The sequence below is a fragment of the Luteibacter sp. SVR4-7G genome, from assembly GCF_056755555.1.
Genome location: NZ_JBPGXO010000007.1, coordinates 101,832 through 116,185, shown reverse-complemented (window position 1 = coordinate 116,185; position 14,354 = coordinate 101,832). Strand labels below are relative to the sequence as shown.

The 14,354-nt window shown below is 68.2% G+C and carries 12 protein-coding genes; 11 read left to right on the top strand and 1 reads right to left on the bottom strand.

Translation table 11 applies throughout. The features are described 5' to 3' along the window. On the bottom strand, window positions 1-1,647 hold a 1,647-nt coding region (locus tag ACR9ZH_RS04615), incomplete at its 3' end, for a penicillin-binding protein 1A (RefSeq protein ID WP_481289577.1). Between the two features lie 235 nt (window positions 1,648-1,882). On the opposite strand from ACR9ZH_RS04615, the gene ACR9ZH_RS04610 reads away from it, so the two are divergent. The 11 genes from ACR9ZH_RS04610 to ACR9ZH_RS04560 all read left to right on the top strand — a co-directional run bounded on the left by ACR9ZH_RS04610 (window position 1,883) and on the right by ACR9ZH_RS04560 (window position 14,231). Continuing rightward, entirely contained in the window at window positions 1,883-2,941 is a 1,059-nt protein-coding gene (locus ACR9ZH_RS04610) for a pilus assembly protein PilM (RefSeq protein ID WP_481289576.1), read from the top strand. Further along, a complete protein-coding gene (locus ACR9ZH_RS04605) occupies window positions 2,941-3,666 on the top strand; it encodes a PilN domain-containing protein (protein WP_481289575.1) in 726 nt (241 codons plus the stop codon). Before ACR9ZH_RS04610 ends, ACR9ZH_RS04605 begins: the two co-directional genes overlap by 1 nt. Beyond that, complete coding sequence (locus tag ACR9ZH_RS04600; protein ID WP_481289574.1) at window positions 3,663-4,310, top strand: type IV pilus inner membrane component PilO; 648 nt, start codon at window positions 3,663-3,665, stop codon at window positions 4,308-4,310. Before ACR9ZH_RS04605 ends, ACR9ZH_RS04600 begins: the two co-directional genes overlap by 4 nt. Next, window positions 4,310-4,837 (top strand): pilus assembly protein PilP, encoded by a 528-nt coding sequence (locus ACR9ZH_RS04595; protein ID WP_481289573.1) that lies wholly within the window; start codon window positions 4,310-4,312, stop codon window positions 4,835-4,837. The genes ACR9ZH_RS04600 and ACR9ZH_RS04595 overlap by 1 nt, the downstream gene beginning before the upstream one ends. Window positions 4,838-4,856: 19 nt before the next feature. Beyond that, window positions 4,857-7,130 (top strand): type IV pilus secretin PilQ, encoded by a 2,274-nt coding sequence (locus tag ACR9ZH_RS04590; protein WP_481289572.1) that lies wholly within the window; start codon window positions 4,857-4,859, stop codon window positions 7,128-7,130. 144 nt (window positions 7,131-7,274) lie between these two features. After that, window positions 7,275-8,267, top strand: a complete 993-nt coding sequence (locus tag ACR9ZH_RS04585) for an AAA family ATPase (protein WP_481289571.1) — start codon at window positions 7,275-7,277, stop codon at window positions 8,265-8,267. Then, window positions 8,264-9,184: a DUF58 domain-containing protein gene (locus ACR9ZH_RS04580; protein WP_481289570.1), complete on the top strand. Its 921-nt coding sequence runs from the start codon at window positions 8,264-8,266 to the stop codon at window positions 9,182-9,184. Before ACR9ZH_RS04585 ends, ACR9ZH_RS04580 begins: the two co-directional genes overlap by 4 nt. Further along, window positions 9,184-9,666, top strand: a complete 483-nt coding sequence (locus tag ACR9ZH_RS04575) for a DUF4381 domain-containing protein (RefSeq protein ID WP_481289569.1) — start codon at window positions 9,184-9,186, stop codon at window positions 9,664-9,666. Before ACR9ZH_RS04580 ends, ACR9ZH_RS04575 begins: the two co-directional genes overlap by 1 nt. Next, complete coding sequence (locus ACR9ZH_RS04570; RefSeq protein ID WP_481289568.1) at window positions 9,653-10,639, top strand: VWA domain-containing protein; 987 nt, start codon at window positions 9,653-9,655, stop codon at window positions 10,637-10,639. Before ACR9ZH_RS04575 ends, ACR9ZH_RS04570 begins: the two co-directional genes overlap by 14 nt. Beyond that, window positions 10,636-12,531: a tetratricopeptide repeat protein gene (locus tag ACR9ZH_RS04565; RefSeq protein WP_481289567.1), complete on the top strand. Its 1,896-nt coding sequence runs from the start codon at window positions 10,636-10,638 to the stop codon at window positions 12,529-12,531. Before ACR9ZH_RS04570 ends, ACR9ZH_RS04565 begins: the two co-directional genes overlap by 4 nt. Before the next feature lie 2 nt (window positions 12,532-12,533). Beyond that, complete coding sequence (locus ACR9ZH_RS04560; protein WP_481289566.1) at window positions 12,534-14,231, top strand: BatD family protein; 1,698 nt, start codon at window positions 12,534-12,536, stop codon at window positions 14,229-14,231. The last annotated feature ends 123 nt before the right edge of the window (window positions 14,232-14,354 follow it).

Below are 14,354 nucleotides of genomic sequence, written 5' to 3'. Positions count from 1 at the left end.
CCCCCCCCCCCCCCCCCTTTTTTTTTTCCAGCAGCAGCCGGCATCCGCGCTCGGAGTCCGTCTCGTGGGCTCGGAGATGTGTATAAGAGACAGCGCCACGGGCGCGTCGTTGACGATGGAGGCGGGCGTGAAGCCGCGGTCGAAGGCCGCCGAATACAGGTAGGGCTTGAAGCTGGATCCCGGCTGGCGCGCGGCCATCACGGCGCGGTTGAACTTCGAGCGCACGAAGCTGAAGCCACCCACCAGCGCGCGCACCGCGCCGTCCTCGGGATCCAGCGACACCAGCGCGGCCTGCACGGCCGGGATCTGGGTGAGGCGCCATTCCATCTTCGGCTCGGCTTTGGCGGCGGCTGCGGCGTTGCCGTCGGTGGCCAGGTCTTCGTTGACCTCGTCCTTCGCCGCACGGAACAGGCGGACGACGTCGCCGCGCTTCAACACCGTGTCGACGCGGGTGGGCGCGGCGCCGGCCCGGCCTTCGTTGACGTAGGGACGGGCCCAGGCCATCGATTCCAGGCTCAGCGTGGCCGTCTCCTTCGGCGAGAGGTACACCTTGGCCTCCTTAGCACCGGTCTCCGTGACGATGCCGGGGATCATGCCAGCCACGCTCGTGTACCCGGCGAGAACGCGGTCGTAGTCCTCGGGTCCGGCCTGGGCCGGCAGTTCCTCGTGGCCCTCGGGACCGCGGTAGCCGTGGCGGCGGTCGTAGGCGGAAAGCCGGCTTCGCAATGCCTCGTTGGCGGCGGCCTGGCTGTCGCTCGGCACGGTGGTGTGCACCACGTAGCCCTCGGTAAGGGCATCGTTGCCGAGCTTCTCGAGCACTTGCTGGCGAACCATCTCGGCCAGGTAGGGCGCATCCACCTCGATCTGCTGCTCGTGCGGGAAGGCATCGTTCGGTTCCTGGATGGCCTGGTCGTACTCAGCCTGGGTGATGAACCGGTTACCGAGCATCTGGCCAAGCACCCAGTTGCGCCGGGCGAGCAGGCGCTTGGGGTTGTTCAGCGGGTTCACCACCGAAGGAAGCTGGAAGGTGGAGGCCAGCGCGGCGCATTCGGCCACGGTCAGCTGGTCGAGAGTCTTTCCGTAGTAGTACGCCGCCGCCGCGGCCAGGCCGTAGGAGCGGTGCCCGAGGAACATCTTGTTGATGTAAAGCTCCAGGATCTGGTCCTTGCTGAGCTCGTTCTCCATGCGCAGCGCGATGAACATCTCGGTCAGCTTGCGCGAATAGAGTTTTTCCGGGCTGAGGAAGAAGTTGCGTGCCACCTGCTGGGTGATCGTGGAGCCGCCCGGGCCCTTGTCGCCGCCGGAGAGGATCACGTGGATGCCGGCCCGGGCGATGCCGTGCCAGTCGACGCCGGGATGGCTGTAGAAATCGGCGTCTTCCGCCGAAAGCACGGCGTTCTTGAGCCGCGCCGGCACGTCGGCGATATGCACGGGGATGCGCCGGGTCTCCCCGAAGGACGCGATCAGGCGGCCGTCGGAGCTCAGGACCCGAAGGGGGACCTGCATATGGTAGTCACGGAGAACCGCCACGGAGGGCAGGCGCGGCGAGAGCAGCCAGTAGGCCACGCCCACGGCGCCAACCACGAAGAGGATGCCGGCCAGGGCCAGGTACAGCGCATAGCGCAGCAGACGCTTGAGGATTCGCATGGAGGGGAAGGGGTCACCGCCTTGTGTGTCGGGGCCGAGTATAGAGCGAAGCCGTCGCCGGGGCGGGGCCGGGGGAATTCGACCGGGTGTTAACGGCATTCGCTAACCCAGTGACTGGATTTGTGAATTAGTGCCGGTAAGCGGCCCATGAGGGCCGTTGCCAATCCGTTAAGGTTTAGGTTTAATGCCCTCGCGCCGAAGACCAATTCCGACAAGGCGCGGCAAGGGGGACATCGTGGGGCTCTTTACACCGAAGGCGGCGCCCTTGATTGGCGTCGACATCAGTTCGACCGCGGTAAAGCTGCTGCAACTCAGCCACGCCGGCGGGCGCTATCGGGTTGAGCACTATGCCGTCGAGCCGCTGCCGCCCAATGCGGTCGTCGAAAAGAACATCGTCGAGGTCGAGGCGGTCGGCGAGGCCATCCGCCGCGCCCTGGCCCGCTCCGGCGCCAAGTCGCGGCATGCGGCGGCGGCCGTGGCCGGTTCGGCCGTCATCACCCGCATCATCCCCATGTCGGCCGATCTCTCCGAGGACGATCTCGAGGGACAGATCCAGGTCGAGGCGAACCAGTACATCCCCTACCCGATCGAGGAAGTGAGCCTCGATTTCGAGGTGCTGGGGCCGGTCCGCGACAATCCCGAGATGAACAATGTGCTCCTGGCCGCCTCGCGCACGGAGAACGTGGACATGCGCATCGCCGCGCTGGACCTGGGCGGCCTCACCGCGCGGGTGATCGACGTCGAGGCGTTTGCCATGGAGAACGCCTTCAGCATGGTCGCCGACCAGCTGGCGGTGTCGCGCGATGCACTGGTGGCCGTGGTGGACATCGGCGCGACCATGACCACCCTGGCGGTGCTCAAGAACCAGCGCACGATCTACTCCCGCGAACAGGTGTTCGGCGGCAAGCAGCTGACCGACGAGATCATGCGCCGCTACGGCCTTTCCTATGAAGAAGCCGGCCGGGCGAAGCGCAAGGGCGGCCTGCCGGAGTCGTACGAGACCGAGGCGCTGGAGCCATTCAAGGAGTCGCTGGTGCAGCAGGTGAGCCGTCTGCTCCAGTTCTTCTTCGCCGGCAGCGAGTACAGCCGCGTCGACCAGGTGGTGCTGGCCGGCGGCTGCGCCGCCATCGACGGCATCACCGAGCTGCTCGAACAGCAGCTGGGCGTGCCCTGCGTGGTAGCCAACCCGCTGGCGCGCATGGCCTTGTCCAGCCGCGTCCAGGCCCAGACCCTGGCCCAGGACGCGCCCGCCATGATGATCGCCGTCGGCCTGGCCATGAGGAGCTTCGACTGATGGCACGCATTAACCTGCTCCCCTGGCGCGCCGAACGCCGCAAGCAACGTGAAAGGGAGTTCTACATCCAGCTGGGCCTGGCCTTCGGTGCCGCCCTCGTGGTGCTCATCGCCTGGTCGTTCTGGATGGATGCCCGCATCAGCAACCAGGGCGACCGGAACAGCTACCTGCAGGCCGAGATCAAGCAGCTCGACGACCGCATCGCCAAGATCAAGGACCTGGAAAAGGTTCGCGCGGACCTGCTCCAGCGCAAGCAGATCATCGAGCAGCTGCAGGCGAACCGCTCGCAGATGGTCCATCTGTTCGACGAACTGGTGAAGACGATTCCCGCCAGCGCCCGCCTTGCCGGCATGAAGCAGTCCGCCGAGTCCATGTCGCTCGATGGCGTGTCGCAGTCCAACTCCAGCGTGGCCGAGTACATGCGCAATATCGAGGCATCGCCCTGGATGGGGCATGTCGACCTGCGCAAGACGGAAAACACGCATGACGGGTCGCGCATGCCGTACACCTTCGGCCTCGACGTGAAGCTGAGCACCCCGGCCGAAACGCCGCCTGGCGGGGTTCCCGCGGGATCCGCCACCGCGCCGGCACCTGCGACGCCGGTCGCAACGGCCACCGCCGCCACCGGTGGCCCGGCGACCGCCGCCCCCGGCAAGGCGGCTACGCCATCCCCGATGCCGACGACCACCCCGGCCGCGCCGGCCCCGGCAGGAGCCAAGCCATGAAGTTCCTGGACGATCTGCGCAATCTCGATCGCCACAACGTCGGCGGCTGGCCCAACTCGATCAAGCTCTTCTTCACCGGCCTGACGTTTGCCGTGGTCCTGCTCGCGGGCTGGTATTTCCAGATCAGCAGCCAGCAGGACGACCTCGCCAACGCCGAGCAGCAGGAAGAGCGCCTGAAGTCCGAGTTTTCGCAGAAGCAGGCGAAGTCGGCCAATCTCGAGGCGCTCGAACAGCAGCTGGCCGACATGCAGGACATGCTGCGCACCCTGCTGCGCCAGCTGCCCAGCAAGACGGAAATGCCCGAACTGCTGATCGATATCTCGCAGACCGCGCTCGCGGCCGGCATCGAGAACGAGCTGTTCCAGCCGGGCCCGGAAACGCCGAAGGATTTCTACGCCGAGAAGCCGATCACCCTGCGCATGATCGGCACCTATCACCAGTTCGGCACCTTCATCAGCGGCGTGGCCTCGCTGCCGCGCGTCGTCATCCTGACCTTGCACGACGTCTCGCTCCGTCCGAAGGAAAAGGACGGCAAGGCCGGCACATCCGGCTTGCTCGTTCTCCAGGGCACGGTCAAGACCTATCGCTACCTCGATGACGACGAAACGCAGAAGCCTGCGAAGCCGGCAAAGGGGAAGAAGTGATGACACGCCACCATTCCCTGATCCGGCCCCTCGCGCTCGCGCTGTTCGGAATGCTCGCGCTCGGCGGCTGCACGCGTGGCACCTCCGACCTGCGTGAATGGGTCGACGCCGAGAAACACAAGAAGGGCGAGCCCATCCCGCCGCTGCCCGTCATCCGCACCTTCGAAACCTTTGCCTACCAGGACCAGGGCGCCCGCGATCCGTTCAGCCCGAGCACGGCCGAAATGGATACCGGGGCGACCAGTGGCCCGCGCCCGGACGAGAACCGTCCCAAGGAACCGCTGGAAATGTTTTCACTGGATAGCCTGAAGATGGTTGGCACGGTCGGTGCTGGCCGTAGCCTGGAGGCGCTCGTGAAGGACCCCGGAGGGGTGATCCATCGGGTCCACCGCAATGAATACATGGGGCAGGCGTACGGACGGATCACCGCCGTGGGCGAGGACCGGATCGATCTGGTCGAGCTGGTGCCTAACGGCTCCGGCGGTTGGATGGAGCGTCCGGCAAGCATCGCGGTCGGTGAGAAATAAGAACTCGGGGATGACGCACATGACGACCAAACTCAATCATCTGCCGGGTAGCGCGCGCCATCGGTCGCGCCGCTGGATCCTCGGCGTCACGCTGGCCTTCGCCGGTGCCTTCACCGGCACCGCCGTGGCGGCCAACGCGCTCCAGAACGTCAGCTACGACTCCCAGCCGGGTGGCCGCGTCGAGCTGACCCTCGCGTTCTCCGAGCGGGCTCCGGAACCGAGGATCTTCACCACCAGCAATCCTCCGCGCATCGCCATCGACCTGCCGGACACCACCAACACCTTCAGCACGCGCCATATCGATATCGGCAAGGGCGCCACCTCGGGCGTATCGGTGGTGTCGGCCGGCGGTCGCACCCGACTCACCCTCGAGCTGTTCCGCGATTCGGCTTACAAGACCCGCGTGGAAGGCAATAACCTCGTCGTCACCGTGAACAACGGCCCGACCGGTGCCACGACCACGACGGCCATCGTGTCCGATCCGACCAAGGCCCTGCCTTCGAGCGCCGGTACGCCGCTGAGCAACATCGATTTCCGTCGCGGCCAGAACGGCGAGGGCCGCGTGCTCGTCACCCTCGGCAATGCCGCATCCACGCCGGAGATGCATCGCGAAGGCGACCACGTGGTGATCAGCCTGCCGGGCACAACCCTGCCGGCGAAACTCAACCAGCGTCTTGACGTGCTCGACTTCGCCACGCCGGTGCAGTCGATCGAGCCCAGTTCGCGTCCGGGCGGCGCCCGCCTGGACATCCGCACGAAGGGCAGCGTCGAGGTGTCGGCCTACCAGAACGCTACCGAATACGTGGTCGAAGTCGCGCCCAAGAAGGTCGAAACGCCGAGCGCGAAGGCCGCGAAGGGTCAGGAACCGACGTATTCGGGTTCCCGGCTGACCTTCAACTTCCAGGACATCCCGGTCCGTTCCGCCCTGCAGCTGATCGCTGACGAGGCGAAGCTGAACCTGGTCGCCTCCGACAGCGTCGGCGGCAGCGTCACCCTGCGCCTGGTCAATACGCCTTGGGATCAGGCCCTCGATGTGATCCTGCGTGCCAAGGGCCTCGACAAGCGCCGCAGCGGCAACGTCATCTGGATCGCGCCGCAGGCCGAACTCGCCAGCTACGAGCAGAGCCTGGCCGATGCGCGCCAGAAGGCCCAGGACACGGCGGAACTGGTCTCCGACTACATTCCGATCAGCTACGGAAAGGCGGAAGACATCGCCAAGCTGCTGACCCAGGGCAGCCTGCAGGGCGGCGGCGGTTCGGGTGGCAATACGACCCGCGGTTTCCTCTCCCCGCGTGGCAGCGTGTCGTTCGACGACCGCACCAACACGCTGCTCATCAACGACACGCCGGACAAGATCCGCGACCTGCGTGAGCTGATCGGCACGCTCGACCGCCCGGTGCAGCAGGTGCTTATCGAGTCGCGCATCGTCGTGGCGACCGACCAGTTCACCCGCCAGCTCGGTGTGCGCTGGGGCGCGCAGGGATTCAATCACAACAACAACAACATCATCGGCACGTCGCCCGATCTAAGCAGCGGCGGCACCGGTACGACGGGTGGCGGCACCGCTGGCCTTGTCACGAGCGTCCGTAACAGCGACGTGGCCTACAACAATGCGGTCAACCAATACCTCGCCAATGGTTCGACCGGAACGTTGCCCACTCGAAACCCGTATACGCTGCCTGGCGGTTACAACGTCAACCTGCCTGTATCGAACCCGGCCGGCAGCATCGGCCTGGCGATCCTGGGTGCAAACTACCTAGTTGACCTGGAACTGTCGGCGGCGCAGACCGAAGGCCGCAGCGAAGTGATCTCCAGTCCGCGCGTCATCACCGCCAACCAGCAGGAAGCGGTGATCAAGCAGGGTACCCAGATCGGTTACGTGACCTACCAGGCTTCGAGCTCGGGCGGCGGTGCGCAGAACGCCACCGTGCAGTTCAAGGACGCGGTGCTGGAGCTGCGCGTGACCCCGACAATCACCGCCGATAGCCGCGTCTACCTGAAGATCAACGTGAAGAAGGACGCTCTCGCCGGCAACACGCCCTCGCCGGGCGGCGGCTTCGTCCCGTCGATCGACACCCGCGAGATCAATACTTCGGTGCTGGTCGACAACGGACAGACCGTGGTGCTGGGTGGCATCTACGAGATCACGAAGAGCAATACGACCGACAAGGTTCCGGGTCTCGGCGACATTCCGGGCATCGGTGTGCTGTTCCGCCGCACCAACCGCGGCAACAACAAGGCGGAGCTGCTGATCTTCGTCACCCCGCGCATCCTGAGCGATACGCTGCAGTAAGAAGACCGCCTTCGAGAGGCTTCCCGAACGCCCGCGGAAACGCGGGCGTTTTTTTCGTTCCGGCCGGGAGGCTTACCTTCGGCCCTAAACTTCCGGGCCGCTCTGTGGTCTCATCGGGCCTTCGCCTTGCCCGGGATTTCCTCGATGTCAGCCACGCCGATCGCCGCCACTCCGCTCCAGGACGCCTTCGTCCGCCTGCGCGAGGACCTGGCCCAGAGCATCATCGGCCAGCCGCACCTGGTCGAATGCCTGCTCATCGCGCTGCTGGCCGATGGCCACCTGCTGGTGGAGGGCGCCCCGGGCCTCGCCAAGACCACGGCGATCAAGGCGCTCGCCACCCGTGTGGAGGCAGACTTCCACCGGATCCAGTTCACCCCGGACCTGCTCCCGGCCGATCTCACCGGCACGGACATCTTCCGTCCGCAGACAGGCAGCTTCGAGTTCGAGCGCGGCCCGCTGTTCCACAACATCGTGCTGGCGGACGAGATCAACCGCGCCCCGGCCAAGGTGCAGTCCGCGCTCCTGGAGGCCATGGCCGAACGGCAGATCACCATCGGGCGGCGGACCTGGCCCTTGCCGGACCTGTTCATGGTGATGGCTACCCAGAATCCGATCGAGCAGGAAGGCACCTTCGCCCTGCCGGAAGCACAGCTGGACCGCTTCCTGATGCACGTGACCGTCGGTTATCCGGACGCCGACGCGGAACTGGCGATCCTCCGTCTGGCCCGGCAGCAGGCCCGCGAGGCCCTGCATCCGGCGTCGCCGCCTGCGCACCGCCTGCGTCCGGCGGACGTCTTCGCCGCACGCGACGCGGTGCTCGCGGTGCACATGGCGGAGCCCCTGGAGCTGTACATCACCCAGCTAGTCGTCGCGTCACGCGACGCCGGCCGCTACGGCCAGGAACTGGCCCGCTGGATCGCCTGGGGCGCCAGCCCGCGCGCGACCATCGCCCTCGATCGCTGCGCCCGCGCCCACGCCTGGCTCGCCGGTCGCGACTATGTCGTGCCGGAGGACATCCACGCCATCGCCCATGAGGTGCTCCGTCACCGCGTGCTGCCGAGCTACGAAGCGGAAGCCGAAGGCGTACGCATCGATACCGTGATCGCCCGCCTGCTGGACCTCGTTCCGCTGCCGTGACCGCCGCCGCTCCCAGCGCCGACGGGCGCGTCCATGTGTCGCTGCCCGAACTGATCGCACTGCGCTCGCGCGTGGCGCGCGCGCCCGCGCCGCAGGTGGCGTCCCGCGTGCAACGCAGCGGGCAGCGCCCAAGCCGACTGCACGGCCGGGGCATGGACTACGCCGAATCGCGGGTCTACCAGGCCGGCGACGACGTGCGCCGCATGGACTGGCGCCTGACCGCGCGCAGCGGCGTCGCGCACACGAAGCTGTTCCAGGAGGAGCGGGAAGGGCGCCTGCTGGTCCTGCTCGATACGAATGCGAGCATGCGCTTTGGCACGCGTACCCGCTTCAAGTCGGTACAGGCCGCTCGCGCCGCGGCCATGGCCGCGTGGTACGCGGTGCGCGGCGCCGACCGCGTCGGCGTGCTGGCCTTCGGCGGGCAGCGCCAGCTGCTGCGTCCGCAGGGCGGCGCGCGTGGAGCACTGGCGTTCGCCGGCGCCATCGCCGCCTGGGATGCCTTGCCCGCGGGAGACGACGAAACGCTCTCGGCGGCGCTGCAACGCGCGGGCCGGCTGATGCACGGTGCATCGCGCGTCCTGCTCGTCAGCGACGGCTTCTCCGTCGATTCGGCATCGCGCGGACGCATGCTCGGTCTCGTCGCCAAGGCCGAAGTGGCCGTGCTGACGGTGGCCGATCCGCTGGAACTGTCGAAGCCCCCGGCGGGCCGCTACCCCTTCGCCCATCGCGGCGTGCACTACGACGTGATGCTGCAGGGCGAGCGCCAGCGCGCGGACTTCGCGCGCAGCCTCGGCGAAGGCCATCGCCGGCTGGAAGAGCTCTGCTCCGGCCTCGGACTGCGCCATCGCTGCGTGGATACGAGCGCCGACCCGCTCGACGCCATCGTGGCCTTGCTCGGTACGGCGAGGACCCGCTGATGCCCGTCAACGGACCCGAGTTGCGTGACATCCATGTGCCGCAGGTATCCATGTGGTGGCCGCTGGCGCCGGGTTGGTGGGCGCTGCTGGCGCTGCTCGTGGCCGGCACGGCCGTGCTCGTCGTGGTCCTGCGCCGGCGCGCCGCGTGGCGCCGTTTCGTCGAGGCGTCGCTGGCCGACCTTCGCGAAGCGACGGCTCGCCACGCCGAACACGGCGACCCCCTGGCGTTCGCGGCCACTGCGAGCCAGCTCGTCCGCCGTGTGGCGCGCATGCGCGATCCCTCGAGCGTCATCCTGACCGGCACGCGGTGGCGCGACGCGCTCGCCGCGATGGCGCCGGGTCATGACGTCACCGCGCTTGCCGCACTGGACGAAGCGAAATACCGCCGCGTCGCCGAGCTCGACGTGGCCAAGGCCGCGCGCGACGTCGAGGCCTGGGTGCGCGCGGCGATGCGCGGGAGGCCTGCGCATGTCGCTACCTGAATTCGCCTGGCCATGGATGTTCCTCGCGTTGCCGCTGCCCTGGCTGCTGCGCCATGTGCTGCGTCCGCTGAAACCGGCCCAGGCCCTTAGCCTGCCGCAGCCGGGCCTCGTCCTCGTGCAATCGTCGCTGACCAGGGCTCCGTTCGCCGCGACGCTCCTGCTGGCGCTGGCCTGGCTCAGCCTGGTCGTCGCGGCGGCACGCCCGCAGCATCTCGGCCCGCCCGAACCGCAACGGCGCAGCGGCCGCGCGCTGATGATGGCGGTGGACCTTTCCGGCAGCATGTCGCTGGACGACATGCAGCTGGCTGGCCAGCAGGTCACCCGCTTCGCCGCCGTCGAGGCCATCGCCGGCGACTTCATCGACCGCCGCGCAGGCGATGAGCTCGGGCTGATCCTGTTCGGCTCGCAGGCCTACCTCGTCACCCCGCTGACCTATGACCTCGATGCCGTGCGTGCGCAATTGCATGGCGCGGTCGTCGGCCTGCCCGGACGCGAGACGGCGATCGGCGATGCGCTGGCGGTCGCCGTGAAACGCCTTGCCGACATGCCGGAAGAAGCGCGCGTCGTCGTCCTCCTCACCGACGGCGTGAACAACGCGGGTTCGATCGCGCCGCGCGAAGCGGCACGCGCGGCCAAGGCGGCCGGCGTGCGCGTGTACACGATCGGCATCGGCGCCAACGCGATGCGGGTGCCGGACTTCTTCGGCAGCCGTGTGGTGAATCCCTCAGCCGATCTCGACGTCGGCATGCTCACCGACATCGCCAACCAGACAGGCGGCCGTTTCTTCCGTGCCACCGACACGGAAGAACTGGCGAAGGCATACCGGGCCATCGATGCGCTCGAGCCCGTGCCGCAGCAAGGCGCGGCGCTGCGTCCGCGCTTCGAACTGTTCCGTTGGCCGCTGGTACTGTCGCTCATCCTCTTCGCGCTGGGCGTGCTTCCGCGTTACCTCGGCGGGAGGAACAGCGCATGAAAACCTGGTTGGCCGATTTCCACTTCCTCGAGCCGCGTTGGCTATGGCTGCTCCTGCTCCTGCCGGTGCTTGCGTGGGCCGTGGGCCGCCGGCGGCCGGGTGAGCGCATGCTCGCGCGGCTTGCCGATCCCGCGCTGCTTCCCTACCTGCTCGACGGTACGCCGTCGGCCTCGCGCGCGCCGGTCGCCGCGTTCGTCGCCGCGGCGCTGCTCGCCGTCCTCGCGCTCGCCGGGCCGACCTGGAACAGGCAGAAGCAACAGTTGTTCGCCGAGCGCGCCGCCCAGGTGGTGGTGGTGTCGATGTCGCCGCATATGCTCTCGCACGACGTCGTGCCCGACCGACTGAGCCGGGCGCGCTACAAGGTGCGCGGGCTTTACGCGGCAAATCGCGACGGCATGAACGCGCTCATCGCGTACACCGGCGAAGCCTTCACTGTAGCGCCGCTCACGACCGATGCGCACAGCGTCGACGACCTGCTCACCGCGCTCGCGCCGGACACGATGCCGGTGGATGGCGACGATCCGGGCAAGGCGATCGACCTCGCCGCCGATCTGATCCGCCGTGCCGGCCTGCGCAGCGGTTCCATCGTGCTGGTGACCGATCGCGCCAATGCCGCCGCGACGACCGCGGCGCAGCGCGCGCGTGCCGCCGGCGACCGCGTGTCCGTGCTCGGCATCGGCAGTGTGCGCGGAGGTCCCATCGCCACGGACGATGGCGGCTTCCTCAAGGATGCGCGCGGAGAGATCGTGATGGCGCAGCGCGACGATGCCTCGCTCGCCGCGGTGGCGAAAGCGGGTGGCGGCCGCTTCGTGGTAGCCGCGAACGATACGTCCGATGTGGACGCCCTGGCAGGCATCGCGCGCGGCGACGGCGGGGGCCAGGCGGTGGAAGGCGCTACGTCCGGCGAGTGGCAGGACCGTGGCCCGTGGTTGCTCCTGCCCTTGCTGCCGATCGTGGCACTCGCGTTCCGCCGCGGCTGGCTGCTCGTGTTCGCGCTCGCCGTGGTTCCGCTTTCTCCGGCTCACGCCGATGGGCTTGGTGACATCTTCCGCACGCGCGACCAGCAGGCCGCGCGCGCGTTGGCCGCGGGCGACGCGCAACGTGCCCTGGCCCTGGCGAAGGACGCCGCCGTGCGTGGCGCCGCCGCTTACCGGGCCGGCGATTACGCTGAGGCGGAGAAGGCACTCGCGCAGCGCGGCGACAGCGACTCCCAGTACAACCTCGGGAACGCGCTGGCGAAGCAGCAGCGTTACGAGGACGCCATCGCCGCTTACGACCGCGCGCTCAAGGCGAATCCGCGCAACGAAGACGCCGCGGCAAACCGCAAGGCCGTCGCGGATTTCCTGAAGAAGCAGCAGGAAGACGCGAAGAAGCAGCAGGACAAGCAGGGCGGCACGGGCGACAAGGACAAGGACCCGAAGGGCAAGTCAGGCGACAAGGGCCAGCAGCAGGGCCAGCAGGATGGCAAGGACGGAAAACAGGGCGAGAGCGGGCGGCAATCCGGTGCCGAGGGCAACGAGAATGGCAAGCAGCCGGGCACGCAGGAGTCCGCCGGCGAAGGCGAAGGCGGCGATCGCAGCAAGGACAGCGGCAAGGCGCAGGCTCCGCAAGGCGATGCCAGCGCAAAGTCGGAGCAGGAGCGCGCGCAGGCCGAACAGGCGCAGTCGGCGCTGAAGCAGAAGATGGACCAGGCCCTCGCCGGCAAGGGCGAAGCGAAGGAAGGCGACAAGGAACACGATCTCGGCGCCGTCTCCGGCGACGATGCGTCCTCGAAACTGCCGGCCGACGTGCAGCGCGCGCTGATGCGCGTGCCCGACGATCCCGGCGGCCTGTTGCGGAGGAAGTTCATGCTCGAATACCAACGCCGCCATGGCGCGGAGCCGGAAGAATGACAATGCGCGGGATCCTGCTGGCCTTCGTACTGGGGTGCCTGACGCCGCTGGCCTGGGCACAGGACGCGGCACCCGTCGCATCGCTCGATCGCAGCAAGATCGGCGTGGGCGAGACCGTCACCCTGAACATCGAGATCGGCGACCAGACGACGGATTCGCCGGACCTGTCGCCGCTGACACCGGATTTCGTCGTCCTCGGCACATCCACGAACCACACGCTCAGCATCATCAACGGGAAGCGCGAATCGAAGACGATCCTGGGCGTGGCGCTGCGCCCGCGCCGCGAGGGACACCTCACCGTTCCCGCGTTGACGATCGGTGGCCAGCAGACGCAACCGGTGTCGCTCGACGTGGCGGCGTCGAACGATACGCCCGCGGCAGCGGCGAATCGCCCCATCGTGCTGGAGGGCAAGGCCGAGCCCGCCCAGGCCTATGTAGGCCAGCAGATCGACTACACGCTGCGTCTTTACTTCGCGGTGAACCTGGCCGACGGGCAGCTGGGCGATCCCACGGCGGAAGGTGCCGAAGTACGCCGGATCGGCCAGGATGCGAATTACCAGGCGATGCGCGGCGGGCGCCGCTTCAACGTCGTGGAACGGCATTACGCGATCTTCCCGCAACATCCGGGCACGCTGGAGATCCAGCCGCCGACGTTTCAGGGCACGGCGGTGGATCCCACCGACGCGAATTCGTTTTTCGGCGCGGGCGAACCGGTCAATGCGGTGGCCGAGAAGGTACGCATCGACGTGCGGGGACGTCCGCCGTCGGCCAGCGAGGGCGCATGGATTCCCGCCCGGGACCTGAAGCTGTCGCTCGACGGTCTGCCCGCGGATGGCAAGGGACGCGTGGGACAACCGATCACGCTGACCATGCACCTGTCTGCCACCGGCATGCCGTTCGAGGCGCTCCCGGCGCTGTCGCTGCCGAAGCTCGACGGTGCCGACGTCTATCCGGACAAGGCCGTCACGGGTGGCAGTACGAGCGGAGCCTGGGTCACCGGCCGGCGCCAGCAGGGCTTCGCCGTCGTGCCCACGCGCACGGGTACGCTGCATATTCCCGCCACCACGTTGCATTGGTGGAACGTCGTCACCGACAAGCCCGAAGTCGCGACGATCCCGGCGCACGACATCGAGGTGGGCGAGGGCGGAGCGGTGGCCGCGACCGCCGCACCGGCAGCCACGGCCGCCGGGGCTCCGGGATACGCGTCTTCCGCGCCAGCCCCGGCAGCTTCCGTCGTCGCGGCGCCTTCGTCCACTGCGGCAAGCGTGCCGTGGCGTTCGCTGTTCGTCGCGGTCCTGGCGCTGTGGCTGCTGACAGTTGCCGCATGGTTCCTGGTTTCCCGTCGCCGCGGGCCGCGGGAAGGGAAGGCGCCGCCCGCCGGCGATCCGCCCACCAGGGAACGGCCGGCACATGCGCGCTTCCTCCAGGCCGCGGCAGGTAACGATCCCGCCATCATGGAGCGCAGCCTCCTGCAGTGGGCGCGTGCCATCCGGCCGTCCATCCGCACGCTGGGGGAGCTTTCCGCCGCGTTGCGCGAAGGCGCCCAACCCGACGCGATCGCAGCGTTGCAGCGCGCGCGCTTCGGGAACGGCGATGCCCCGGGAGTGGTGCTGCGCGCCGCCTTCGCGGACGGCTTCGACTGGAAGCCCTCGCCGGCGGCAAGCTCCGGCGATGGCCTGCCGCCTCTCTACCCCCGGTAACCCGCACTGTGTAGGAGCGCGCCCCGCGCGCGACATATTTTCGCGAGGCGTAGCAGGGCCTGTTGCTCACGGCCTCAAAAGCAGCAGGGCCTGTTGCTCACGGCCCCAAAAGACGTCGCGCGC

Bases quoted from the DNA above. Each gene is read 5' to 3' on its own strand.
- ACR9ZH_RS04560 (WP_481289566.1), top strand. From the start codon at position 12,534: ATGCGCGGGATCCTGCTGGCCTTCGTACTGGGGTGCCTGACGCCGCTG.
- ACR9ZH_RS04590 (WP_481289572.1), top strand. From the start codon at position 4,857: ATGACGACCAAACTCAATCATCTGCCGGGTAGCGCGCGCCATCGGTCG.
- ACR9ZH_RS04575 (WP_481289569.1), top strand. From the start codon at position 9,184: ATGCCCGTCAACGGACCCGAGTTGCGTGACATCCATGTGCCGCAGGTA.
- ACR9ZH_RS04600 (WP_481289574.1), top strand. From the start codon at position 3,663: ATGAAGTTCCTGGACGATCTGCGCAATCTCGATCGCCACAACGTCGGC.
- ACR9ZH_RS04570 (WP_481289568.1), top strand. From the start codon at position 9,653: ATGTCGCTACCTGAATTCGCCTGGCCATGGATGTTCCTCGCGTTGCCG.
- ACR9ZH_RS04585 (WP_481289571.1), top strand. From the start codon at position 7,275: ATGTCAGCCACGCCGATCGCCGCCACTCCGCTCCAGGACGCCTTCGTC.
- ACR9ZH_RS04595 (WP_481289573.1), top strand. From the start codon at position 4,310: ATGACACGCCACCATTCCCTGATCCGGCCCCTCGCGCTCGCGCTGTTC.
- ACR9ZH_RS04605 (WP_481289575.1), top strand. From the start codon at position 2,941: ATGGCACGCATTAACCTGCTCCCCTGGCGCGCCGAACGCCGCAAGCAA.
- ACR9ZH_RS04565 (WP_481289567.1), top strand. From the start codon at position 10,636: ATGAAAACCTGGTTGGCCGATTTCCACTTCCTCGAGCCGCGTTGGCTA.